This window comes from Pseudomonas sp. GW-45, from assembly GCF_056896675.1.
Window position 1 is genome coordinate 2,305,544 of the sequence record NZ_CM167674.1, and the last position, 23,205, is coordinate 2,328,748.

The 23,205-nt window shown below is 56.3% G+C and carries 19 protein-coding genes and 1 pseudogene; 5 read left to right on the plus strand and 15 right to left on the minus strand.

Annotation, left to right across the window (positions count from 1 at the left end):
* Positions 1-12: 12 nt before the first annotated feature.
* The 11 genes from lapB to mtnA form a co-directional block, all read right to left on the minus strand.
* The gene (gene lapB, locus AC1XYH_RS10440) at positions 13-1,191 is read right to left on the minus strand and encodes a lipopolysaccharide assembly protein LapB (RefSeq protein ID WP_483323136.1); all 1,179 of its coding nucleotides are present in this window, start codon (positions 1,189-1,191) and stop codon (positions 13-15) included.
* 4 nt (positions 1,192-1,195) lie between these two features.
* Positions 1,196-1,495, minus strand: coding sequence for a LapA family protein (locus AC1XYH_RS10445; RefSeq protein WP_483323137.1), 300 nt, complete (start codon positions 1,493-1,495; stop codon positions 1,196-1,198).
* Positions 1,496-1,563: 68 nt separating this feature from the next.
* Positions 1,564-1,857 (minus strand): integration host factor subunit beta, encoded by a 294-nt coding sequence (gene ihfB / locus AC1XYH_RS10450; protein WP_123891158.1) that lies wholly within the window; start codon positions 1,855-1,857, stop codon positions 1,564-1,566.
* A gap of 507 nt (positions 1,858-2,364) precedes the next feature.
* Entirely contained in the window at positions 2,365-4,047 is a 1,683-nt protein-coding gene (gene rpsA, locus AC1XYH_RS10455; protein ID WP_483323138.1) for a 30S ribosomal protein S1, read from the minus strand.
* Positions 4,048-4,201: 154 nt separating this feature from the next.
* On the minus strand, positions 4,202-4,894 hold the full coding sequence (gene cmk, locus AC1XYH_RS10460) for a (d)CMP kinase (protein ID WP_483323139.1): 693 nt from the start codon (positions 4,892-4,894) through the stop codon (positions 4,202-4,204).
* Positions 4,891-7,134 (minus strand): bifunctional prephenate dehydrogenase/3-phosphoshikimate 1-carboxyvinyltransferase, encoded by a 2,244-nt coding sequence (locus tag AC1XYH_RS10465; RefSeq protein WP_483323140.1) that lies wholly within the window; start codon positions 7,132-7,134, stop codon positions 4,891-4,893. Before AC1XYH_RS10465 ends, cmk begins: the two co-directional genes overlap by 4 nt.
* Positions 7,127-8,239: a histidinol-phosphate transaminase gene (hisC, locus tag AC1XYH_RS10470; RefSeq protein WP_483323141.1), complete on the minus strand. Its 1,113-nt coding sequence runs from the start codon at positions 8,237-8,239 to the stop codon at positions 7,127-7,129. Before hisC ends, AC1XYH_RS10465 begins: the two co-directional genes overlap by 8 nt.
* Positions 8,240-8,326: 87 nt before the next feature.
* Entirely contained in the window at positions 8,327-9,424 is a 1,098-nt protein-coding gene (gene pheA, locus AC1XYH_RS10475; RefSeq protein ID WP_483323142.1) for a prephenate dehydratase, read from the minus strand.
* A gap of 5 nt (positions 9,425-9,429) precedes the next feature.
* Positions 9,430-10,515: a 3-phosphoserine/phosphohydroxythreonine transaminase gene (serC, locus tag AC1XYH_RS10480; protein ID WP_483323143.1), complete on the minus strand. Its 1,086-nt coding sequence runs from the start codon at positions 10,513-10,515 to the stop codon at positions 9,430-9,432.
* A 2-nt stretch (positions 10,516-10,517) separates the two neighbouring features.
* The gene (gyrA, locus tag AC1XYH_RS10485) at positions 10,518-13,172 is read right to left on the minus strand and encodes a DNA gyrase subunit A (RefSeq protein ID WP_483323144.1); all 2,655 of its coding nucleotides are present in this window, start codon (positions 13,170-13,172) and stop codon (positions 10,518-10,520) included.
* 238 nt (positions 13,173-13,410) lie between these two features.
* Complete coding sequence (mtnA, locus tag AC1XYH_RS10490) at positions 13,411-14,493, minus strand: S-methyl-5-thioribose-1-phosphate isomerase (protein WP_483326353.1); 1,083 nt, start codon at positions 14,491-14,493, stop codon at positions 13,411-13,413.
* Between the two features lie 174 nt (positions 14,494-14,667).
* Here mtnA and AC1XYH_RS10495 point away from each other — a divergent pair, with 174 nt between their 5' ends.
* The 5 genes from AC1XYH_RS10495 to AC1XYH_RS10515 all read left to right on the plus strand — a co-directional run bounded on the left by AC1XYH_RS10495 (position 14,668) and on the right by AC1XYH_RS10515 (position 19,244).
* Positions 14,668-16,008 (plus strand): TRZ/ATZ family hydrolase, encoded by a 1,341-nt coding sequence (locus AC1XYH_RS10495; protein WP_483326354.1) that lies wholly within the window; start codon positions 14,668-14,670, stop codon positions 16,006-16,008.
* Positions 15,998-16,705, plus strand: coding sequence for a bifunctional 2-polyprenyl-6-hydroxyphenol methylase/3-demethylubiquinol 3-O-methyltransferase UbiG (gene ubiG / locus AC1XYH_RS10500; RefSeq protein WP_483323145.1), 708 nt, complete (start codon positions 15,998-16,000; stop codon positions 16,703-16,705). The genes AC1XYH_RS10495 and ubiG overlap by 11 nt, the downstream gene beginning before the upstream one ends.
* Positions 16,705-17,385, plus strand: a complete 681-nt coding sequence (locus AC1XYH_RS10505; protein WP_483323146.1) for an HAD-IA family hydrolase — start codon at positions 16,705-16,707, stop codon at positions 17,383-17,385. Before ubiG ends, AC1XYH_RS10505 begins: the two co-directional genes overlap by 1 nt.
* Positions 17,378-18,118, plus strand: coding sequence for a YciK family oxidoreductase (locus tag AC1XYH_RS10510; RefSeq protein ID WP_483323147.1), 741 nt, complete (start codon positions 17,378-17,380; stop codon positions 18,116-18,118). Before AC1XYH_RS10505 ends, AC1XYH_RS10510 begins: the two co-directional genes overlap by 8 nt.
* Before the next feature lie 184 nt (positions 18,119-18,302).
* The gene (locus AC1XYH_RS10515) at positions 18,303-19,244 is read left to right on the plus strand and encodes a GGDEF domain-containing protein (RefSeq protein WP_483323148.1); all 942 of its coding nucleotides are present in this window, start codon (positions 18,303-18,305) and stop codon (positions 19,242-19,244) included.
* A 98-nt stretch (positions 19,245-19,342) separates the two neighbouring features.
* Here the strand turns inward: AC1XYH_RS10515 and rluB are convergent.
* The 4 genes and pseudogenes from rluB to AC1XYH_RS10535 form a co-directional block, all read right to left on the minus strand.
* A pseudogene (rluB, locus tag AC1XYH_RS10520) lies at positions 19,343-20,212 on the minus strand (23S rRNA pseudouridine(2605) synthase RluB); the annotation flags it as partial.
* 70 nt (positions 20,213-20,282) lie between these two features.
* Positions 20,283-21,047, minus strand: a complete 765-nt coding sequence (gene scpB, locus AC1XYH_RS10525) for an SMC-Scp complex subunit ScpB (protein WP_483323149.1) — start codon at positions 21,045-21,047, stop codon at positions 20,283-20,285.
* Positions 21,022-21,771, minus strand: a complete 750-nt coding sequence (locus tag AC1XYH_RS10530) for a segregation and condensation protein A (RefSeq protein ID WP_483326355.1) — start codon at positions 21,769-21,771, stop codon at positions 21,022-21,024. The genes scpB and AC1XYH_RS10530 overlap by 26 nt, the downstream gene beginning before the upstream one ends.
* Positions 21,772-21,912: 141 nt before the next feature.
* Complete coding sequence (locus AC1XYH_RS10535) at positions 21,913-23,091, minus strand: tryptophan--tRNA ligase (RefSeq protein ID WP_483326356.1); 1,179 nt, start codon at positions 23,089-23,091, stop codon at positions 21,913-21,915.
* Between the last annotated feature and the right edge of the window lie 114 nt (positions 23,092-23,205).

Here is a 23,205-nt window from a genome sequence, read left to right on the forward strand (position 1 = left end):
ACGAATTATTACTCAGACCACCTCATAACCCTTCAATGGTCTAATGGTTGACCAGCCATGGCAGCTAGGGCACTGCCAATACAGCTTTTGCCCGGCAAAACCACATGACTCGCAGCGATACAGCGGGCGTTGTTGCTGCAAGGACTCCAACAGCTGCTCCAGCACCTGCATGCCAGCCTCCTCCGCTTGCACTACAGCGTGCGGTTGCAGCTTTAGCAAACCAAGAGTGCCGCCAATAGAAGGTTGCTGCTGTACCCAAGCGAGCAAAAAACGCTGGGCACTGGTGACGCCTTCCTGTTGTTCAATCTGCGCACTGCGTGCCAATACGGTTTGCAGCATGGGCGGCTCCGGCCGCTCAAGTACCTTATCCAGATAGGCGGCAAGATCAAAGTCACCATTATCCGCGCAGCGTTTAGCCAACGGCAATATCTGCGGAACAAAATCCGGTGACTCAAGTGCCACTCGCTGCAACAACTTGAGCAAGGCACGGGTGTGTCCTTGCCGCTCTTCCAGGTCAGCCAACATCAACATTGCTCGAGTGCTGGCTGGATCGACCTTCAAAGCAGCCTGCAGATGTACCTGCACGCGATTGATGTCACGGTCACGAATCGCCTCTTCGGCCAGTTCACAATAGTAGTGTGCCTGGATAACAGCGAAGTCAGGGCGCTCGCGCAATAATCGCAGACCGATCTCGGTTGCCTGAAGCCAGTCGCGCTGTTGCTCGTAGACAGTAACCAGGTCACCCAGCGCCTCACCACGTAAACTTGACGAGGAGCTCCCCAGCTCTTCGAGCAGTCGCTCTGCGCGGTTATGCATACCTACCGCAAGATAGTCACGTGCCAGCTCTAGCTGAACCCTGTCAGCCTGCTGTGTCGTCAGGTTGGGTCTGGCTAGCAAGTTTTGGTGAACTTTGATCGCGCGCTCCACATCGCCACGCTGACAGAACAGCTTACCTATGGCGATATGGGTTTCGACCGTTTCAGGATTCACTTCCAAGGCACGAATGAAGGTTTCAATCGCCTCATCCGGCTGCTCGTTGAGCAGATAGTTAAGGCCGATGAAATACTGGCGATCAATGGCGCTGCCGTGCGGCTGCAACATGAAGCCTACTTTGATTGCTTCGCGCCGTCCGAGGAACCAGCCAATCGCCAAGGCCACCACAAACAAGCCAAGGAACAGTAGTTCCTGCATGGGATCAGCCTTTGACAGCTTGGGTGCGCAGCTTATCGACTTCCTTGCGATAACGGTTGAGCTCGTTGCTCTGCACCATCAATTTCAAACGCAGCCGAGTGGTAATCAACCAGCCGATGAAGACACCCAAAATACTGCCGAGAATAAAAGCGAAGACAATATAAATCGACAGCGGCAATTCAGGCGACTGAATTTCGAGAAACTGCAGCGTGGTGGTTTGCTGGTTTTCCAGCATGAAATCCATTGTTGCCAATGCCACCAGCAGCAAGACAATAATCAGCAACGCGCGCTTTAGCCATAGCATGCCACACTACTCCGCATCCATTTGTGTAGGGCGAAGTATAACGCAGGGCCCGGGAGAGACATACCAGATCAGCTGTTTTCCAGCGACTCGTTCACGCGATCACGTAACTCTTTGCCGGGCTTGAAATGTGGCACAAACTTACCTTCCAGCTCCACCGCATCACCCGTTTTAGGGTTACGGCCAACGCGTGGCGCGCGGTAGTGCAACGAAAAGCTGCCAAACCCTCGAATTTCGATCCGCTCCCCGGTAGCAAGTGCCTGAGACATATGCTCCAACATGGTTTTGATCGCAAGCTCAACATCCTTCGCCGACAACTGCCCCTGTTGCTCGACAATGCGCTCGATCAACTCCGACTTGGTCATGGTTTTCCCTTTTTTATCAAGCGAGTAGCTTCGTTTTACACGGTTTTACCATGCTTGACTAGCTTTGAACAGCCTGATATGTGCTAGCCCGCTCGGGCGCAGCAAGCTATAAGCGAAAAGCGGCCAGCAGCGCTGTATCCAACGCGCAGCCGACTTGGGGCCAGGAGAGTCCACGGAATGGGTTTATGGAAGGTTGAGTTCCATTTCGAACAGCGCCCTGACCAAAAACACAGTCGCTGATGCCATGTACGTACCAACAACAACGCCGCGAACCAACACCCCAATAAAAAACCGCTTACCGCGCAGCCCGGCTCCACAACTTAACACGTGTATACGCCGCTGGCCGGGATGGAATCCGGCCTTCCATGGGTGCCGCGTTTTCCTGGGAGTATCGCGTGCAATCGATAACCAGAAGTGGGTTTGGGTCGCACTTGTAGATTGCCACTTGCACGCAAAAAACGCGCAAAAAAAAGGGCGACCGAAGTCGCCCTTTTTAGATGCAAAGGCTTAGTTGCCTTTGTTTTCCATCTGCTGCTTGATCAGATCACCGATGGTGGTCGGACCAGCTGCCAGCATTTCCTGCTTACGCAGGTCCTGGATGGCTTCTTTCTCGTCTTCAACGTCCTTCGCTTTGATGGACAGGCTGATGACGCGGCTCTTACGGTCGATGCTGATGATCTTGGCTTCGACTGCATCGCCTTCGTTCAGAACGTTGCGAGCATCTTCAACACGGTCACGGCTGATTTCAGACGCTTTCAGCGTGCCTTCGATACCGTCGGCCAGGGTGATGATAGCAGCCTTGGCATCAACTTCTTTAACAGTACCGGTGAGGATGGTGCCCTTATCGTTCAGGGACACGAAGTTGGAGAACGGATCGTCTTCCAGCTGCTTGACGCCCAGGGAGATGCGCTCACGCTCTGGATCAACAGACAGGATAACAGTCTCGATCTCGTCGCCTTTCTTGAAGCGACGTACCGCTTCTTCACCGGCTTCGTTCCAGGAGATGTCGGACAGGTGAACCAGACCGTCGATGCCGCCGTCCAGACCGATAAAGATACCGAAATCAGTGATGGACTTGATGGAACCGGAGATCTTGTCGCCCTTGTTGAACTTGCTGGAGAACTCTTCCCATGGGTTCATCTTGCACTGCTTGATGCCCAGGGAGATGCGACGACGATCTTCGTCGATATCCAGAACCATAACTTCTACTTCGTCGCCAACATTGACAACTTTAGAAGGATGGATGTTCTTGTTGGTCCAATCCATTTCGGATACGTGAACCAGGCCTTCTACGCCTTCTTCCAGCTCTGCGAAACAGCCGTAATCAGTCAGGTTAGTGACCTTGGCAGTAACGCGAGTGCCTTCTGGGTAACGACCAGTGATAGCGACCCATGGATCTTCGCCCAGCTGCTTCAGACCCAGAGAAACGCGATTGCGCTCACGGTCAAACTTCAGCACCTTGACATCGATCTCATCGCCAACGTTGACGATTTCAGACGGATGCTTGATACGCTTCCACGCCATGTCGGTGATGTGCAGCAGGCCATCGACGCCGCCCAGATCGACGAATGCGCCGTAATCTGTGAGGTTCTTGACGATACCCTTGACCACTTGGCCTTCCTGAAGCGTTTCCAGCAGAGCTTCGCGCTCGGCGGAATTTTCGGCTTCCAGGACAGCGCGACGAGAAACAACAACGTTGTTGCGCTTCTGGTCCAGCTTGATGACCTTGAATTCCAGTTCTTTGTTTTCCAGGTGAGTGGTGTCACGAACCGGACGCACATCAACCAGAGAACCAGGCAGGAACGCGCGAATGGTGTTGACGTCGACGGTAAAGCCACCTTTGACCTTGCCGTTGATAACACCCTTGACGATTTCTTCTGCAGCGAAAGCAGCTTCGAGAACCTTCCACGACTCGGCGCGCTTGGCCTTTTCGCGGGAAAGTTTAGTTTCACCGAAACCGTCTTCAACGGCTTCCAGTGCAACGTGAACCTCATCACCCACTTGGATAGTCAGTTCGCCCTGATCGTTCAGGAACTGCTCGCGTGGGATAACACCCTCTGATTTCAAACCGGCGTGAACGGTGACCCAATCGGAGTCGATGTCCACAACGATACCGGTGATGATGGAGCCTGGCTCCATATCAAGGGTTATTAGGCTTTCTTCAAAAAGTTCGGCAAAGCTCTCGCTCATTTGGAATCCTGTAAATTAAGTATAAAGGCAGCTACCGCTCAGCCGCTCAAGAGCGCGCTGTGCAGCCACTTACCCGCCACGCCACCAGCTTGCGTGGGTTGATGGTATCAATGCCCTTTCCGGTTTGGCTGGTTGCCCGGATAGAGCAGTCTGATCAGTTCAGCAGATCGCGTTTTAGCGCTTCCCGATGAACCATTTCAAGTACTTCTTCGATGCCCATACACGTGGAATCTACCTGGATTGCATCTTCAGCAGGCCGCAAGGGCGCGATGCTGCGATTCATATCCCGATCATCCCTCGCGACGATCTCATCGAGAAGACTCGCAAGATTAGCAGTTTCACCCTTTTCGAGCAACTGCCGATGGCGTCTACCTGCCCGCTCCTCAGCGCTGGCGGTCAGATAAATTTTTAATGCGGCGTCGGCGAACACGACGGTGCCCATATCTCGACCATCCGCTACTAAGCCCGGCGGCTCGCGAAATGCGCGTTGACGCTGCAACAAGGCAGCGCGCACAGCCGGCAACGCGGCAACTTGGGAGGCGCCAGCGCCGGTGGCTTCAGTACGCAACGCCCGAGTCACTTCTTCGCCTTCGAGAATAATATGCTGCTCGCGTGCATCCGCGCCGGCAACAAACTGCACATCCAGGTGCGCGGCTAATGCCTCAAGTGCAACTTCGTTGCTGAGTGCGACGCCATGATTTTGTGCCGCAAATGCGAGCACTCGATAAAGGGCGCCTGAGTCCAACAATTTCCAACCCAGTCGACTGGCCAGCAAGCCGGCGATGGTGCCCTTCCCTGACCCGCCAGGGCCATCGATGGTGATCACCGGGATAGCTTGTTCAGTCACGCGTTCTCCTCCAAACGGACCTGCATGCCGACGCGTTGCGCCAAGCCTACGAAGTCCGGGAATGATGTCGCCACGTTGGCGCAGTCATTGATGTGAATTTCACCTTTGGCGCGCAATGCAGCAACCGCAAAAGACATGGCAATACGGTGATCACCGTGGCTCTCTACGCTGCCGCCGCGAATCTCGCTACCGTCGATAATGATGCCGTCTGGCGTGGGCTCGGCCTTGACGCCCAGCGAGATCAAGCCGTCTGCCATCACTTGAATGCGATCGGACTCTTTTACCCGCAGCTCTTCGGCACCGCGCAACACAGTGCGCCCTTCAGCGCAGGCGGCCGCCACAAAGAGCACGGGGAATTCGTCAATCGCCAAGGGCACTTGATCAGCCGGGATTTCGATACCCTTGAGCGGCGCATAACGCACGCGGATGTCGGCGACTGGCTCGCCACCGACTTCACGTTCGTTGCTCAGCTCAATATTGCCGCCCATTTCTCGCAGGATGTTAATCACGCCGATACGTGTGGGGTTAATCCCAACGTGCTCAAGCAGCAGGTCGGCGCCCTCACAGATGCTGGCAGCCACCATAAAGAAAGCTGCGGAAGAAATATCGGCCGGCACATCGATTTTGCAGGCTTGCAGGGTGTGACCGGATTCGATAGTGACCGTGGCGCCATCCACTTTGACCGGATAACCAAAACCTTTGAGCATACGCTCGGTATGGTCGCGGGTGGGCGCCGGCTCAGTAACCGAGGTGCTGCCCGAGGCGTAGAGACCCGCCAACAGCACGCAGGATTTAACCTGAGCGCTGGCCATCGGCATTGTGTAATCCATGCCCATCAAGCGACCAGAACCACCAATGCGCAACGGCGGCCCGCCTTCGTCACCCGTATCGATCTGGGCGCCCATTTCACGCAGAGGTTTAGCCACGCGACCCATGGGACGCTTGGACAGGGAGGCGTCGCCGGTCAGTACGGTATCAAAGGCTTGTCCGGCGAGTAGACCAGAAAGCAAGCGCATAGACGTGCCGGAGTTACCCAGGTACAGCGAACCGGGCGGCGCTTTCAAGCCGTGCAGACCTACACCGTTGATAGTCACGCGGCCGTGGTGCGGACCTTCGATGACCACGCCCATATCGCGGAAAGCCTGCAAGGTGGCAAGACTGTCTTCGCCTTCCAGAAATCCTTCGACTTCGGTCACACCCTCAGCCAACGAGCCCAACATAATGGAGCGATGGGAGATGGATTTATCGCCGGGCACGCGAATCTGGCCCTGCACTTTGCCGCCGGGGCTGGCGACGAAATTAATGGATTTAGTCTGCATAGGTTCCATGTAGGCCCGCCGGGCCAAAATAGTACTGAAATGCTCGCGCGCCGACTTGGCTCGGGTAAATACGCCCAACAGTGTGTTGGCATCCCGGCTTTCGACCGCATCGCGCAAGCGGCTCAAATCTTGAGTAAAGGCATCCAGGCTGCGTAACACCGCGTCCCGATTGGCCAAAAACACATCACGCCACATCACCGGATCGCTGGCAGCGATGCGGGTAAAATCTCTAAAGCCGCCAGCGGCGTAGCGGAAAATCTCCAGATTCTCGTTACGCCCAGCCAAGGTATCGACCAGTGAAAACGCCAGTAGATGTGGCAGATGGCTAGTCGCGGCCAGCACTTCGTCATGGTCCGCCAGACTCATCTGCTCTACGTCTGCCTGCAGCGCTTGCCAACATTGCTGGACCAACGCCAGAGCCTGCTCACTGGTGTTTTCCACCGGCGTCAGGATCACTTTATGATGTTTAAATAGATCCGCACGGGCGGCTTCTACGCCACTTTTTTCAGAGCCGGCAATCGGATGCCCCGGTACAAAGTTGGCCGGCACCTCGCCAAACACCTCTGCCACGGCTTTGACCACGGCGCCTTTGGTGCTACCAACATCGGTAATCACTGTGCGCTCCAGCGGCAACGCCGCGAGCTGCTGCAGCACCGCATGCATCCCCATAACCGGCACCGCCAGCATGATTAGATCGGCACCCTCGACCGCCTCGGCTACGTCGGCCGACACCCGGTCAACTACACCCAATGGAACAGCCTGACGACGGGCAACAGGGTCTAGATCGCAACCCACGACCTCAGTGCACAGACCGCTTTGGCGCATGCCCTTGGCAAAAGAGCCTCCAATCAGACCAAGACCAATAACCGTCAGGCGCCCGATTTTGGGAGCTATTGATGACACCGCTGTTACATCAACCACTGATTAGCACCTGCTTCAATACATCAAGAAAACGCTGATTTTCTTCAGGCAAACCAACGGTCACGCGCAGGTGATTAGGCATGCCGTAATTAGCGACAGGGCGAACGATCACGCCTTCGCGCAACAGCGCCTGAAACACGGGAGCCGCTTCACGCCCCAGGTCGATGGCTAGAAAATTGCCGCGCGAGGGAATCCAGCTCAACCCCATAAGCGCACAACCATCCTCCAGCTGCTGCATGCCGAGACGGTTAATTCGCCGGCTTTCGATCAGATAGGCTTCATCCTGCAAAGCCGCCAAGGCAGCAGCAAGGGCCAAGCTATTAACGTTAAAAGGCTGACGCACACGGTTTAACGCATCGGCTATCTGCGGGCTGGACACACCGTAGCCTACGCGCAGCGCCGCCAACCCGTAGGCCTTCGAGAAGGTACGCGAGACCAGCAGATTGGGATACTGCGCCAGATAGTCCATGCCGTTGGGTACGTCATCTGTTTCAACGTACTCGGTATAGGCTTCGTCCAGCACGACCATCACGGTCTCAGGCACTTGGGCCAAAAAGGCTTCCAATTCGACTCGCTCAATCCAGGTACCGGTCGGGTTGTTGGGATTGGCGATAAATATCATGCGCGTCGCATCAGAAATCGCCGCCGCCATAGCAGGCAGATCATGCCCCCAATCCTTGGCCGGTACCGATACCGCCGTAGCGCCGACCGCCTGGGTGACGATGGGGTAAACCGCGAAGGCGTGATCGCTGAAAATGACTTCGTGCTCTGGGCCAACAAAGGCGCGGGTCACCAGTTCAAGAATGTCATTAGAGCCATTACCCAGAGTAATGCTGGCAGTCGGTACGCCGAGCTTGGTGGCAAGTGCTTGTTTAAGCGCAAAGCCATTGCCATCCGGGTAGCGCGTCAGTTCAGGCAGCGCTGCTTCAATCGCTTTTTTGACAGCAGGGCTTGGCCCAAGCGGGTTCTCGTTACTGGCGAGCTTAACGATATCCTGCGGACGCAGACCAAACTCACGGGCCAACTCTTCGACCGGTTTGCCTGGCACATAGGGAGATAATTTTTGTACGCCTGGACGCGCCAGAGCGAGGAAATCACAGGTCATAACAGCAGCCTCAAGCTACAAGCGGCAAGCGCAAACCAGCAGACTGCCGAATATGCAGCGTGCGGTTTGCAGCTTGTCGCTAACGATTTAAAGTACCGCTTTGGGGTAAGACCCCAGCACCTTGAGCGCTACCGAGTCATCATTGATTTTCTCGAGCACATCACGGATCAACGGGTCATGTTGATGGCCGAAGAAGTCGATAAAGAACACGTAGGTCCACTTACCACTGCGCGATGGGCGGGTTTCAATCCGGCTCAGATCGATGCCATTGGAATGAAACGGCTGCAGCAACTGGTGTAGCGCACCCGGTTTGTTGCGCATGGAGACGATGACCGAGGTCTTGTCGTCGCCCGTGGGCGGCACTGCTTGACTGCCAATGATCAAGAAGCGCGTGGAATTGTCCGGGCGGTCCTCAATCTTTTCGGCCAGTTTGGTCAGCCCATAGAGCTCACCAGCCATATCGCCGGCAATGGCAGCGGAATTCCACTCGCCTTTGACCCGCTTGGCGGCTTCAGCGTTACTGGCAACCGCCACACGCTCAACGTTCGGATAGTGCGCATCCAGCCACTTGCGACATTGCGCCAACGACTGTGAGTGCGAGTAAACCCGGGAAATCTTGTCGGCACGGGTGTTTTCACCCACCAACAGGTGATGGTGAATACGCAGCTCTACTTCGCCGCAGATCACCATGTCGTGCTCAAGAAAGCTATCCAGCGTGTGGTTAATAGCGCCTTCCGTGGAGTTCTCCACCGGTACAACGCCAAAGTGCACAGCACCAGCGGCCACTTCACGGAAAATCTCATCAATCGCAGCCATGGGCACACTAATTACCGAATGCCCAAAGTGCTTAAGCGCAGCCGCCTGAGTAAAGGTGCCTTCCGGCCCCAGATAAGCGACACGCAGGGGCTCTTCGAGCGCCAGGCAGGCGGACATAATTTCGCGAAACAAGCGCGCTACTTCTTCGTTATCCAGCGGCCCCTGATTTAACTCCATAATGTGCTTGAGCACCCAAGCTTCGCGCTCGGGCCGGTAAAACACCGGCTTTGCGTCTGCTGGCAAGGACTTCTGCTTAACCTGGGCCACGGTTTGGGCACAGGTAGCTCGTTCACTGATCAGGCCGAGAATCTTCTCATCGAGCGAATCGATACGCTTACGCAACGCTTTTAACTGGTCTTCATCTGACATAGAAATCAACCGTGCTGCTGTTCGAACTCGGCCATGTAGGCCACCAGTGCATCCACTGCGGCTTGCGGCACCGCGTTATAGATGGATGCGCGCATGCCGCCTACCGATCTGTGACCTTTTAGATTCAACAGGCCCCGCTCTTCGGCACCGGCCAGGAACGGCTTATCCAATCGATCATCGGCCAAACGAAAGGGAATATTCATCCACGAGCGATCGGCGATATTGATTGGGTTGCTGTACAAGCCGCTGGTATCAATGGCGGAGTAAAGCGTGCGCTGCTTGGCGTCATTGATGCGCTTCATGGCCTCAAGTCCGCCCTGCTCTTTCAGCCAGCTGAAAATCAAACCAGACAGATACCAGGCAAAGGTCGGCGGCGTGTTGTACATAGAGTCGTTCTGCGCGGCCACGGCGTAATCCAGCATGGTAGGGCAACTAGCGCGCGCCTTGCCGAGCAGGTCTTCACGAATAATGACGACCACCAGACCACTCGGCCCGATGTTTTTCTGAGCGCCTGCGTAGATCATGCCGAACTGAGAAACATCGACCGGACGCGACAGGATAGTCGAAGACATGTCTGCTATCAGGGGCACGTCACCGGTTTGCGGCACCCAGTTGAACTCCAGACCACCGATCGTCTCGTTCGGGCAGTAATGCACGTAAGCAGCGTCTTGCGACAGCTGCCAATCGTTCTGACCGGGAATAGCGAAATAATCGTGAGCCTTGGCGCTGCCAGCCACATTGATCGCGCCGTAACGCGATGCTTCTTCAATGGCTTTACGTGACCAAATACCGGTATCGATATAGTCCGCACTGCCGCCTTCAGCCATCAGGTTCAATGGAATCTGGGCAAACTGTTGGCTAGCACCGCCCTGCAGAAACAAGACTTTGTAGTTATCAGGAATCGACATCAGGTCGCGCAGATCCTGCTCGGCCTTTTGCGCCACGCTGACAAACTCGTCGCTGCGATGACTCATTTCCATCACCGACAGGCCCTTGCCTTGCCAATCAAGCAGCTCGGCCTGGGCCTGCTGCAACACTGCCTCTGGCAATGCTGCAGGCCCTGCACAGAAATTGAACAGACGCTTACTCACGATTACTCCTGATCATCCAAGGGTTGCTGCTCATCGTCGGCGTCAGTTTGAGGCTCAGACTCTGCTTCAACCGGCAGAGGATTACCCTCTTCGTCCAGCTCAACGATCGCTTCAAGCTCTTCTTCCGAAGGCTCCTGCACACGCTCCAAGCCGACCAGTTTTTCATCGGAGGCCAGGCGTATCAGCATCACACCTTGCGTATTACGCGACAGGCAAGACACTTCATTGACGCGGGTACGTACCAGTGTGCCCTGATCCGAGATCAGCATGATCTCTTCACCATCAACTACCTGAACTGCGCCGACTAATGGGCCGTTGCGCTCGTTGGATACCATGGCAATCACGCCCTGGCCGCCACGCTTGTACTGCGGGAAGTCTTCAACCGCAGTGCGCTTGCCGAAACCGCGCGAAGAGGCGGTAAGAATCTGCGTGCCTGCTTCAGCAATCAACATGGACACCAGATGCTGTTCTGCTGGCAAACGCATGCCGCGCACGCCTCGCGCAGTACGGCCCATGGCGCGCACGTCGGTTTCTTTGAAGCGCGTTACTTTGCCGCCATCGGAGAACAGCATTATCTCGCGTTCGCCATTGGTCAGCGCCGCGGAAATAAGGGTATCGCCTTCGTCCAGATCCAGGGCAATCAAACCCACGCTGCGTTGACGACTGAACTGCACCAATGGGGTCTTCTTCACGGTGCCATTGGCCGTCGCCATGAAGATGAACCACCCTTCGGTGTACTCATCAACCGGCAGCATGGTGGAGATGAATTCACCCTCCTCCAGCGGCAGCAGGTTAACCAATGGACGCCCGCGCGCAGTGCGCGAGGCTTCCGGAATCTCGTAGGTTTTCAGCCAATAAACCTTACCGCGGCTCGAAAACAGCAGCAGCGTAGTATGGCTGTGCGCAACCAACAGGTGGGATACATAATCCTCATCCTTAACGCCGGTTGCAGCCTTACCACGCCCACCGCGGCGCTGTGCCTGATAGTCGGCCAGCGGCTGGCTCTTGGCATAACCACCATGGGAAATGGTTACCACGCGCTCTTCTTCGGTAATCAGATCCGCGAGAGTCAAATCCATACGCGAAGCAAGAATCTCGGTACGCCGCTCATCGCCGTAGTTGTCGCGAATATGCTCCAACTCTTCGATGATGATTTCCATCAAGCGCGCTTCGCTGTTGAGGATGAGCAGCAACTCAGCAATCTGCTTAAGGATTTCCTGATACTCGGCCAGCAGCTTGTCGTGCTCAAGACCGGTCAGACGATGCAGGCGCAGTTCGAGAATCGCCTGAGCCTGCTCAGGTGACAGGTGATACTTACCGTCACGCAGACCGTACTGCTCGTCCAGACCATCCGGGCGGCACGACTCGGCACCGGCCCGCTCGACCATCTCAACCACCGCGCCTGGCTCCCAGCCATGCGCAATCAAAGCAACTTTGGCTTCAGCTGGCGTCGGCGAGGCTTTGATCATGGCGATAACCGGATCGATGTTCGATAACGCTACCGCCTGGCCTTCCAGAATGTGTCCGCGTTCGCGTGCCTTACGCAGCTCAAACACCGTACGGCGGGTAACCACTTCACGGCGGTGACGTACGAAGGCGTCCAGCAGCTCTTTCAGGTTAAGAATGCGCGGCTGGCCGTCCAGCAAACCAACGATATTGATACCGAATACACCTTGCATCTGCGTCTGCTGATACAGGTTATTGAGCACCACTTCGGCTACTTCGCCACGACGCAACTCGATAACCACACGCATACCGTCTTTATCAGACTCATCGCGCAGCTCGGAAATGCCTTCGATCTTTTTCTCTTTAACCAGCTCGGCGATCTTTTCGATCAAACGCGCTTTGTTTAACTGATATGGCAGCTCATGAATGATGATCTGCTGGCGGCCACCGACCTTGTCGATGTCCTGAATCTCGCAGCGCGCGCGTACATAGATACGGCCACGGCCGGTCTTGTAGGCTTCGACAATACCGTCACGGCCGTTAATGATGGCGGCAGTAGGAAAGTCCGGACCGGGGATGTATTCCATCAAATCGTCGATGGTCATATCCGGATTGGCGATCAGCGCCAGGCAACCGTTAACCACTTCGGTCAGGTTGTGCGGCGGGATATTGGTCGCCATACCCACAGCAATGCCGCTGGAGCCGTTGATCAGCAGATTGGGAACCCGAGTCGGCAATACGGCCGGTATCTGTTCGGTGCCGTCGTAGTTAGGCACCCAGTCAACGGTTTCTTTATCCAGGTCGGCCAGCAGTTCGTGGGCCAACTTGGTCATGCGGATTTCGGTGTATCGCATGGCAGCAGCGTTGTCGCCGTCAACCGAACCGAAGTTACCCTGACCGTCTACCAGCAGATAGCGCAAGGAGAACGGCTGCGCCATACGAACGATGGTGTCGTATACCGCGGAGTCGCCATGCGGGTGGTATTTACCAATAACGTCACCGACCACACGAGCCGATTTCTTATAGGGCTTATTCCAGTCGTTGTTCAGTTCGCTCATGGCGAACAACACCCGACGGTGCACAGGCTTGAGGCCATCGCGCACGTCCGGCAAGGCCCGACCAACAATCACGCTCATCGCGTAATCAAGGTAGGACTGCTTCAACTCGTCTTCAATACTGACTGGAAGGATTTCTTTGGCCAGTTCACCCATGAAACGGCATTCCTTTTATTTTCGGCAACTCATTGATGCCAATAGCATTATTCAAGCGCACAAGGGGGATCACAGCGCTCACCCGTAAAGGCGGCGGCGATTTGGCCGCAACACCGCTCAACCCGCCCAATCAAAGCCGCGAAGGATACCACAGACAGGACATGGGCGGGAGCATTAAGCAGAGGTGTAAAACGCCCCTGAGACGCGCTCAGGAGCTAGCAGGCCTATTCAGGCCAATTTAATGCAGCCGGCGAGGGCTAACCAAATCGGCCAATTTGCGCTCATCGGGGCGCTCAACGAGTCCTTTCTCAGTCACGATGACATCTATTAAGTCAGCCGGCGTGACATCAAACACCGGATTGCTCACTGGCACGCCGGTATCGATATTACGCTCACCGAACTGCAGCAATTCACGGCTGGAACGCTCTTCCAGCGACAGGTCATCACCGACCTCCAGCGCCAGATCAATGCAGTAGCTGGACGCTACCACCATAAAGCGCACGCCATGGTGCATGGCCAGTACCGCTAATGCGTAGGTGCCGGTCTTGCAAATTGCATCGCCATTGGCAGCAATCCGATCGGCTGCCACCACCACCCAGTTGATATTTTCGTTCTTCATTAGGTGCGCGGCGGCGCTGTCGATATGTAACTGGGCCGGAATATCCGCCTGTGACAACTCCCAGGCGGTCAACCGCGAGCCCTGCAATAGAGGACGTGTTTCGCTGATATAGACAACTTCAACCAGGCCTGCCTCATGTGCGGCGCGCACCACACCCAACGAAGTACCATAACCCCCGCTGGCGAGGGCTCCATCATTGGAGTGCAGCATGATTCGTTGCGGTTTTTTTTGTCGTCGCCCGATCAGCTGCATGCCTAACTTGCCCATACTGCGGTTGGCCTCTCGGTCGCTCTCATGCACAGCGATAGCGGCCTGCAGCAAGCGGGCTGGTACATCGTGTTGCACCGTCAGCTTACGCAAGGTTTCGCGCATAATGCCCAAGGCCCAGGACAGACTGATCACAGTTGACTGGGTACCCTCCAGCATATCGAAATCAGCCGCCAGCGCCGCCTCCCAATCATCACTACTACCGATGCTTTCTGCCGCCAGAGCTATGCCATAGGCGGCGGCAATCCCAATGGCCGAGCCACCCCGCACGACCATACTGGCGATGGCTTCAGCCACCTCAGCTGCGCCGCTGCATTCACAGTAAACAATACGATCCGGCAACCTGCGCTGATCCAACAAACGCAGTCGCCGGCTGCTCAACCATTCGATGGATTCCAGCGAAACCTGCTCACCACTGACGGTTTTGGACTGCAACATAGCGAGCTCCCCTTATTGTGATCTGACCGCTTTAACTCTTGCCGCTACCCATCTGAGCTGACATCCCAAGCCAAGCCGACCCTTAACTTCAGAATCGTTGCGGCGCTTACCCCCTGCACGCCCCTACCACCTAAGGTTATACTCCCGACCATGAAACAAGGCGAACTCGACATGACCACTCTCCCCGACGAACTCGATCTGCTGATCCTGCCACGCTGGATCGTGCCCGTGGTACCGAGCGGCATGGTACTAGAGCACCATGCCCTGGCAGTGCATCAAGGCCGCATCATCGCCTTGCTACCCGCCGCGCAAACTACCGAACTCAATGTACGCGAGCGGCGCGAACTGCCTGACCACTTATTGATCCCAGGCTTGATCAACGCTCACGGCCACGCGGCTATGAGTCTGCTCCGCGGCCTTGCCGACGATCTGCCACTGATGACGTGGCTGACAGACCATATATGGCCTGCCGAGGGCCGCTGGGTCAATGCCGACTTTGTCCGTCTGGGCACCGATCTTGCGATAGCCGAGATGTTGCGCGGCGGCACTACCTGCTTTGCCGACATGTATTTCCATCCAGAAGTGGCTGCCGCTGCCGCCATGGACGCTGGCATCCGCGCGCAACTGGCGTTTCCGGTCATCGACAATCCGATTCCGGGGGCACGCGACGCCACCGAGGCCATCGCCAAGGGCCTCAAACTTCACGACGAAACCCGCCACAACGAGTTGATCAGCGTCGCTTTCGGTCCACACGCGCCCTATACCGTGGGCGACGAAACGCTGACCCGCGTGCGAACTTTAGCTGACGAGCTGGATCTGCCAATCCACATGCACATCCATGAAACGGCTTTTGAGGTGGAAGAGTCAGTTCGCTTAACCGGCATGCGGCCACTGCAGCGCTTGCAAAAGCTCGGCTTGCTCAGTCCGAGATTGCAGGCGGTGCATGTTACGCAGATCAACGACCAAGACCTTGCTCTGCTCAGCGAGCATGGCGTACAGGTCATCCACTGCCCTGAATCCAACATGAAGCTGGCCAGCGGCGCGATGCCGGTGCAACGACTACTGGGTGCACAGGTGAATGTAGCGCTCGGCACCGACGGCGCCGCCAGCAATAACGATCTGGATATGCTCGGTGAAATGCGCAGCGCGGCTTTTTTGGCCAAGCTAACCGCCGGTGACCCGACCGCACTGGACGCCCATGCCGCGCTGCACATGGCAACCTTAGCGGGCGCACGCGCGCTGGGACTGGCTGAAGAAACCGGCTCATTGGAAGTCGGAAAAGCCGCAGATATTACAGCGATCGACCTTTCCGGACTGGCCCAGCAGCCCGTCTATGAACCCGTATCACAACTACTTTACACCTGCAGCGCAGCCCAGGTATCCGACGTATGGGTAGCCGGCAAACAGAAACTGCGCGACGGGAAACTCTGCTCATTGGATACCGGTCCGATATTGCAGCAGGCCAGCGCGCTGGCCACACGAATTCGCCAAGGGGATACACATGAGTCTTAACGTTGATCGCGCCGAAATAGCCAAGTTCGAAGCCTTGGCAAGCCGTTGGTGGGACCGCAACAGTGAGTTCAAACCATTACATGAGATCAATCCGTTACGCACTAACTGGATTGATGAGCGCGTTCCGTTGGCCGGCAAGGAAGTGCTGGATATTGGTTGCGGCGGAGGCATTCTCGCCGAGGCCATGGCACAACGTGGCGCAACGGTGACCGGCATTGATATGGGCGAGGCGCCCCTGTCGGTTGCTCGCTTGCATCAACTCGAGTCTGGCGTTGTGGTTGATTACCAGCAGACCACCGCCGAAGAGTTTGCGGAGCTGCACGCCGGACGCTTTGACGTGGTTACTTGCCTGGAGATGCTTGAGCACGTACCCGATCCCAGCTCGGTCATCCGCGCCTGCGCCAAGCTGGTCAAACCCGGCGGCCACGTGTTTTTTTCGACCATTAACCGCAACCCCAAGTCCTTCCTGTTTGCCATCATCGGTGCCGAGTATGTGCTGCGCATGCTGCCACGCGGCACCCATGAGTTTGCCAAGTTCATCCGCCCTGCAGAGCTCGGCGGATGGTCTCGTGAGGCCGGGCTGAACTTGCTCGATATGACCGGATTAACCTTTAATCCCATCACCAAAACCTACAAGCTGGAAGGCAATGTAGACGTCAATTACATGATTCATTGCCAGCGCCAAGCGGAGGCCTGATGCTCACCAGCGTTTTATTCGATCTGGATGGCACCCTGCTCGACACCGTCGACGACTTCATGGCGATCATCGATGCCATGTTGCGCGAGCACGACCGGCCGTTGATCGACCCAAAGCTGGTCCGCAGTCAGGTGTCCGACGGCTCCGTCGGCATGCTCTGTTCAGCCTTTGGTATGCGCCCGCAGGATGAAGGCTTTGATGCCTTGCGCGAGGATTTTCTGCGGCGCTATACCGAGCAACTGGCTACGCATACGCAACCCTTCCCCGGCATCCCTGAGCTGCTCGACTGGCTGGACGCCGAAGGCCTACCCTGGGGTGTGGTAACCAACAAAATGAGCCGCTTCAGCATTCCCCTGATCGCCGCTATGGGTCTATCTGAGCGCTGCGGCACACTGATCTGTCCCGATCAGGTAAGCCAAGCTAAGCCGCACGCCGAGCCGGTACTCAAGGCCTGCGCCGAATTGGGCGTTGAGCCCAGCGGCTGCGTGTTTGTCGGTGATCATCTGCGCGACATTCAGTCCGGCCACGCCGCCGGCACCGCTACGGTCGCAGCCCTGTATGGCTACATTCCTGCCGGCGATGACCCGGCCAATTGGCACGCCACCCACAGCATCAAAAACGCTGCCGCCCTCCGCCCCTGGCTGGAGACGCGCCGCGCAACGGAGACCACGCATGTTTGATTACACCGCTCCCGCAGACCTGCTTAAAGATCGCGTCATTCTGATTACCGGCGCCGGCGATGGTATCGGCCGCGCCTGCGCGCTGAGTTGTGCAGCCCATGGCGCCACCGTCGTACTGGTCGGTCGCACCCCGAGCAAGCTGGAAGCCGTTTACGACGAAATCGAAGCTGCCGGCCATCCACAGCCCGCGCTTTGCCCGCTGAATCTGGAAACTGCGCTGGAAAAGGATTACGAAGATTTAGCCGATCAACTTTTTGACACCTTCGGCAAACTTGATGGGCTGGTGCACAACGCCGCTGAATTAGGGCCACGCACCCTGATGGATACAGTGAGAGCAGATGCCTGGCTTAAGGTTATGCAGGTCAACGTAAACGCGCCTTTCTTGCTGACCAAGACCATGATGCCGCTGTTGCGCGCCGCACCCGATGCCTCTGTCGTCTTGCTATCGTCCAGCGTCGGCCGCAAAGGCCGTGCGTATTGGGGACCCTATGCGGTCAGCAAGTTCGCAGTAGAAGGTCTAATGCAGACATTGGCCGACGAACAAGACGGTACCAGCGAGATACGCGTCAATACTCTGAACCCCGGCGCCACCCGAACCAAGATGCGCGCCAAGGCTTATCCCAACGAGCCAGCAGAAAACAACCCCGAACCCAGCGCCATCATGCCTGCGTTCTTATATCTGCTGGGTCCCGACAGTCGCGACACCAATGGCCAGGCGCTGGACGCGCAATAGCCAAGTTTTTGGCGCACCGCCGTAGATAGCGGCAAGCCCTGCAAAGAGAGCGGCAAATTCTTGCCGCTCCGCGTCTACCCAACCTCAAGTACAAATCATAACCAATTGAAATAATTGATATTTATATAATGGCACATTGCTTGCTATAGAACCTGCATAAGAACCAATGTCGGGATTCGCCATCATGATGCACTTGCAGGGAAATACCATCGACTTCGATACCGCCCGCATAAAGCTCGGCAACGCCGGTAAAACGGCTGGCGCCAGGCGCAAGACGGCGAAACAGGGCGAGCAATTCGAGCAAGTGCAGCAACAATTGCTGCAGAGCCTGCAAACCACATTAGAAGTCGATCAGATTCTCAGCTTGTTCTGCACCGGTCTTAAAGCGCTATTGCAAATCGACGCGCTGGAATACCGTCACAATTCAGACCCCAACCCGATCCAGATTGGCCAGCCCGCGCTACATCGTTGCAGCTATCGCCTATCTCACGCGGGAAGTTATCTTGGTGAATTGCAGTTCAGCCGCCAGCAACGTTTCAGCGAGAATGAGTTGCTGGCGATTGAGACCTTGCTCGGCACCCTGCTCTACCCTTTACGCAACGCCCTAATGTATCGCGAAGCCTTGCATTGCGCGCTCAACGATAGCTTAACTGGCGCTAGCAACCGCCTGGCGCTAAACCAGAATCTGGAACGCGACATACGCCAAAGCCATCGTAACCAGCAACCACTAGCACTGCTGGTACTGGACATTGATCACTTCAAACAGGTTAACGACAGTTACGGTCATGCCTATGGCGATGCCGCGCTCAAAGCCGTGGTCAACTGCATCAGCGATTCCCTGCGCTCCGTCGATGGTTTGTACCGGCTAGGTGGCGAGGAGTTTGTAGTCTTGCTCAACGATACCTCGCTAGACGCAGGCCGGATGGTAGCAGAGCGTATTCGCAAGTCAGTCGAATGCATGCAGTTCGAACTGGATGGTCAGCCAATACCGCTGACCGTCAGTATTGGCCTGAGCACTCTGCGCCCCGAAGACTCCGTCAAAAGCCTGATCAATCGTGGCGATCAGCTGATGTATGAGGCCAAGCGTCAAGGCCGTAACCGGATAAGTGCAGAGCCCGCTGCCTGAGCGTCGAGCGAAACCAACAAAAAGGCCCTGCGGTTGACAACCGCAGGGCCTTTTTAGTTAACGCCTAATGCTCAGCGCCCTTTTGGCACCTTGGTACGGCGCGGTTGCCGTGCCTGGTGCATTGATGGCTTACGTGAAAGGCGCTTTAAACGCTCCTTCTCGCTGGTCTTCATGGCCGGCAGCTCGATGGGCTCAAGATTCACCTCCTGACTCAAGAGGTCCAGCTCATTCTGCTTCAGCTCGCGCCAGCGGCCGACGGGCAGCTCAGGGCCTAGAAACACCGGTCCAAAGCGCACACGCTTGAGTCGGTTTACGCGCACGCCCTGGGATTCCCACAGGCGACGTACTTCGCGGTTGCGACCTTCCAGCAAGCAAACGTGAAACCAACGGTTGATGCCTTCGCCACCGGAGGAAACCACGTCGGTGAACTTGGCCGGGCCATCGTCCAGCATGACACCCTCTTTCAGGCGCTCGATCATGGCGTCATCAACTTCGCCCATCACCCGTACAGCGTATTCACGGTCCATTTGATAGGAAGGGTGCATCAATCGGTTGGCGAGTTCGCCATCGGTAGTAAAAAGCAGCAAGCCGGTGGTGTTAATGTCGAGACGGCCGACGTTAATCCAGCGCCCCTGCTTGAGCCGTGGCAAGTGGTCAAATACCGTCGGACGACGCTCGGGGTCATCACGGGTGCAGACTTCGCCTTCTGGCTTGTTATAAATCATCACGCGGCGCACTACTTCAGTGTTCAGGTCACGCTTGAGTGGGCGCCCATCGACACTGATTTGGTCCAGGCTATCGACCCGGCAACCCAATTCGGCGACTTTGCTGTTAACAGTAACGCGGCCAGCGGAAATCCAGCCCTCCACTTCGCGGCGCGAGCCTAACCCGACGCGAGCGAGTACTTTTTGCAGCTTCTCGCCAGGGACAGGAGTGGAGTGGGATTCAGTTTCAATTATATCGGTCATGCGGGCACCTCCCGGTGTAGGAATAGATCAAGGCCGCGCAGAATAGCACCCGCGCGCTGTGTCAGCTAGCTCACTCGTCCGAAGTATCTGCGTCGTCGCTTGAACGGCGTATCGGCAAGTCGTCAAAATCACTTTTCAGATCCGCCTCCATCGCATTCAACTCATCCAGTAAGTGATGAAAGCCTCCCTGCCCCTGCGCCGGTTCAAGCGGTTTTAGTGGCTCGACTGGCATCCATGGTGTGTCCAGGTCGGCGGCAGCATCCACGCCCTCGTCGTGTAACGACAACTCTGGCGCCATGTCATCCAGGTCGCGAATCGCGGCCAGCGGCGGCAGTTCATTCAAACTGCGTAGATTGAAGTAGTCCAGAAATTGCCGCGTGGTTGCATACATGGCTGGTCGGCCGGGCACATCCCGGTGACCCACAATACGCACCCACTCACGCTCCAATAGGGTTTTAACGATCTGGCTGCTGACTGCAACGCCTCGAATATCCTCAATCTCGCCACGGGTGATCGGCTGCCGATAGGCAACCAATGCCAGGGTTTCCAGCAGGGCCCGCGAGTAACGTTGCGGCCGCTCTTCCCATAGCCTGCTGACCCAAGGCGTATAGGCTTCACGCACCTGTAACCGCCAACCGCTGGCCACTTCACGCAGTTCGATCGCCCGCGAGCTGTAATGTTTTTTAAGCTTGGCCAGCGCTTTGCGTAAGTCATCATTACCGGGCTGAAGCCCTTCATCAAAAAGCTCGCGCATTTTATCGAGCGATAATGGACGGCCAGCCGCCAGCAGCGCGGCCTCAAGAATATGTTCAATCGGTGGCTGATTCATCTTCACCTCTCGCCTTGATGTGAATAGGCGCATAGGCTTCGCTCTGCACCAGATCAACCAGCTGTTCTTTCACCAATTCAAGGACCGCCATAAAGGTCACCACTACACCCAGCTTGCCTTCGCTGGCCTTAAATAGACTGACAAAGGGCACAAAGTGGCCTGCCTTGAGCCTATCCAGCACGTCTGCCATGCGCTCACGGGTCGATAACACTTCACGGGTAATCTGATGGCTTTCAAACATGTCGGCGCGACGCAACACCTCGGAGAGCGCCAGCATCATTTCCTGCAAACCTACTTCCGGATGCGGACGGCGCGAGGGATATTCCGGCACTTCGGCGTGCGCCAACTGAAAGTCGCGCCCCTCGCGTGACAAACCGTCGATATCTTCTGCGGCTTTTTTGAAGCGCTCGTACTCCTGCAAGCGGCGAATCAGCTCGGCGCGGGGATCGTGCTCTTCGTCTTCCGCGAGTTCCGGGCGTGGCAGCAACAGCCGTGATTTTATTTCGGCCAGCATGGCCGCCATCACCAGATATTCGGCAGCTAGCTCCAATCGCACGACCTTCATCAGCTCAACATAGCCCATGTACTGCTTGGTAATTTCAGCGACCGGGATATCCAGAATATCGATATTTTGTTTGCGGATCAGATAGAGCAGCAAGTCGAGCGGCCCTTCGAAAGCTTCCAGGAAAACTTCGAGCGCCTCAGGCGGGATATAGAGGTCCTGCGGCATTTCCGTATAGGCTTGCCCATAAACCATGGCTAAGGGCAGCTCTTGCTGTCCGCCACCACCCAGCGCCAAGGGCTTGGCGGGGCGAATGGCGGATTCAGCCGCTGGGCTGACCACTGCGTCTTGCGGCTGGTCAGCCATGCATCACTGCCGGTACTGCAGGCCCATGGCCTGACGCACTTCGATCAGCGTGTCACGGGCAGCTTCGCGGGCGCGTTCAGTACCTTCATTAAGAATCAGGCGTACCGCATCAGGATTTGCTTCGTAATCACGCGCGCGCAACTGCATGGGCGCCAGTTCGCTACTGATCGCATCGATAATCGGTTTTTTGCAATCGATACAGCCAATGCCCGCGCTGCGACAGCCTTCCTGCACCCAATCGTGAGTGGCCTTGTCGGTGTATACCTGATGCAGCTGGTAAACAGGGCACTTGCCTGGATCACCCGGGTCGGTACGTCGCACCCGCGCCGGATCGGTCGGCATACGGCGAACCTTCTCCGAGACTTCATCAGTGGTATCGCGCAGCGTGATGGTATTGCCGTAAGACTTGGACATTTTCTGACCATCCAAGCCAGGCATCTTGGAGTCTGGCGTCAATAGCGCTTGGGGCTCTGGCAGAATTACTTTGCCGCCGCCTTCCAAAAAGCCAAACAAACGCTCTTTATCGCCCAGAGTGATGTTCTGCTGCTCTTTCAACAGGGCACGCGCGGTTTCCAGCGCATCCGCATCGCCCTGTTCCTGATAGGCCTTGCGCAGGTTGCTGTACAGCTTGGCAGCTTTCTTGCCCATCTTGTGTACGGCGGCTTCTGCCTTTTCTTCAAAACCAGGCTCTTTACCGTAAAGATGGTTAAAGCGACGTGCGACCTCACGGGTAATTTCTACGTGGGCAACCTGATCGGCACCGACCGGCACCTGACCGGCGCGGTAGATCAGGATGTCGGCGCTTTGCAGCAATGGATAACCGAGAAACCCGTAAGTGGCCAGGTCCCGGTCCTTGAGTTTTTCTTGCTGGTCTTTGTAAGTAGGTACGCGCTCTAACCAACTGACTGGCGTCATCATCGACAGCAGCAGATGCAGCTCTGCGTGCTCAGGAACCTGTGACTGAATAAACAGCGTGGAAGAGCTACCACTGACGCCCGCAGCCAGCCAATCGATCAGCATGTCCCAAACGCTTTGCTCGATGTCCTGAGGATTCTCGTAATGGGTGGTCAGCGCATGCCAATCGGCGGCAAAGAAAAAGCACTCGAACTCGTGCTGCAGCTTGACCCAATTTTTCAGTACGCCGTGATAGTGACCCAGATGCAAACGCCCGGTGGGGCGCATGCCTGACAAAACCCGGCGCTGCGAATCAACAGAACTCAAGGGGAACTCCTGAACAATGATATGGATGTGAGATGTAATCTGTCGGCGATTATACCGATATTGCCGGCTACGTCA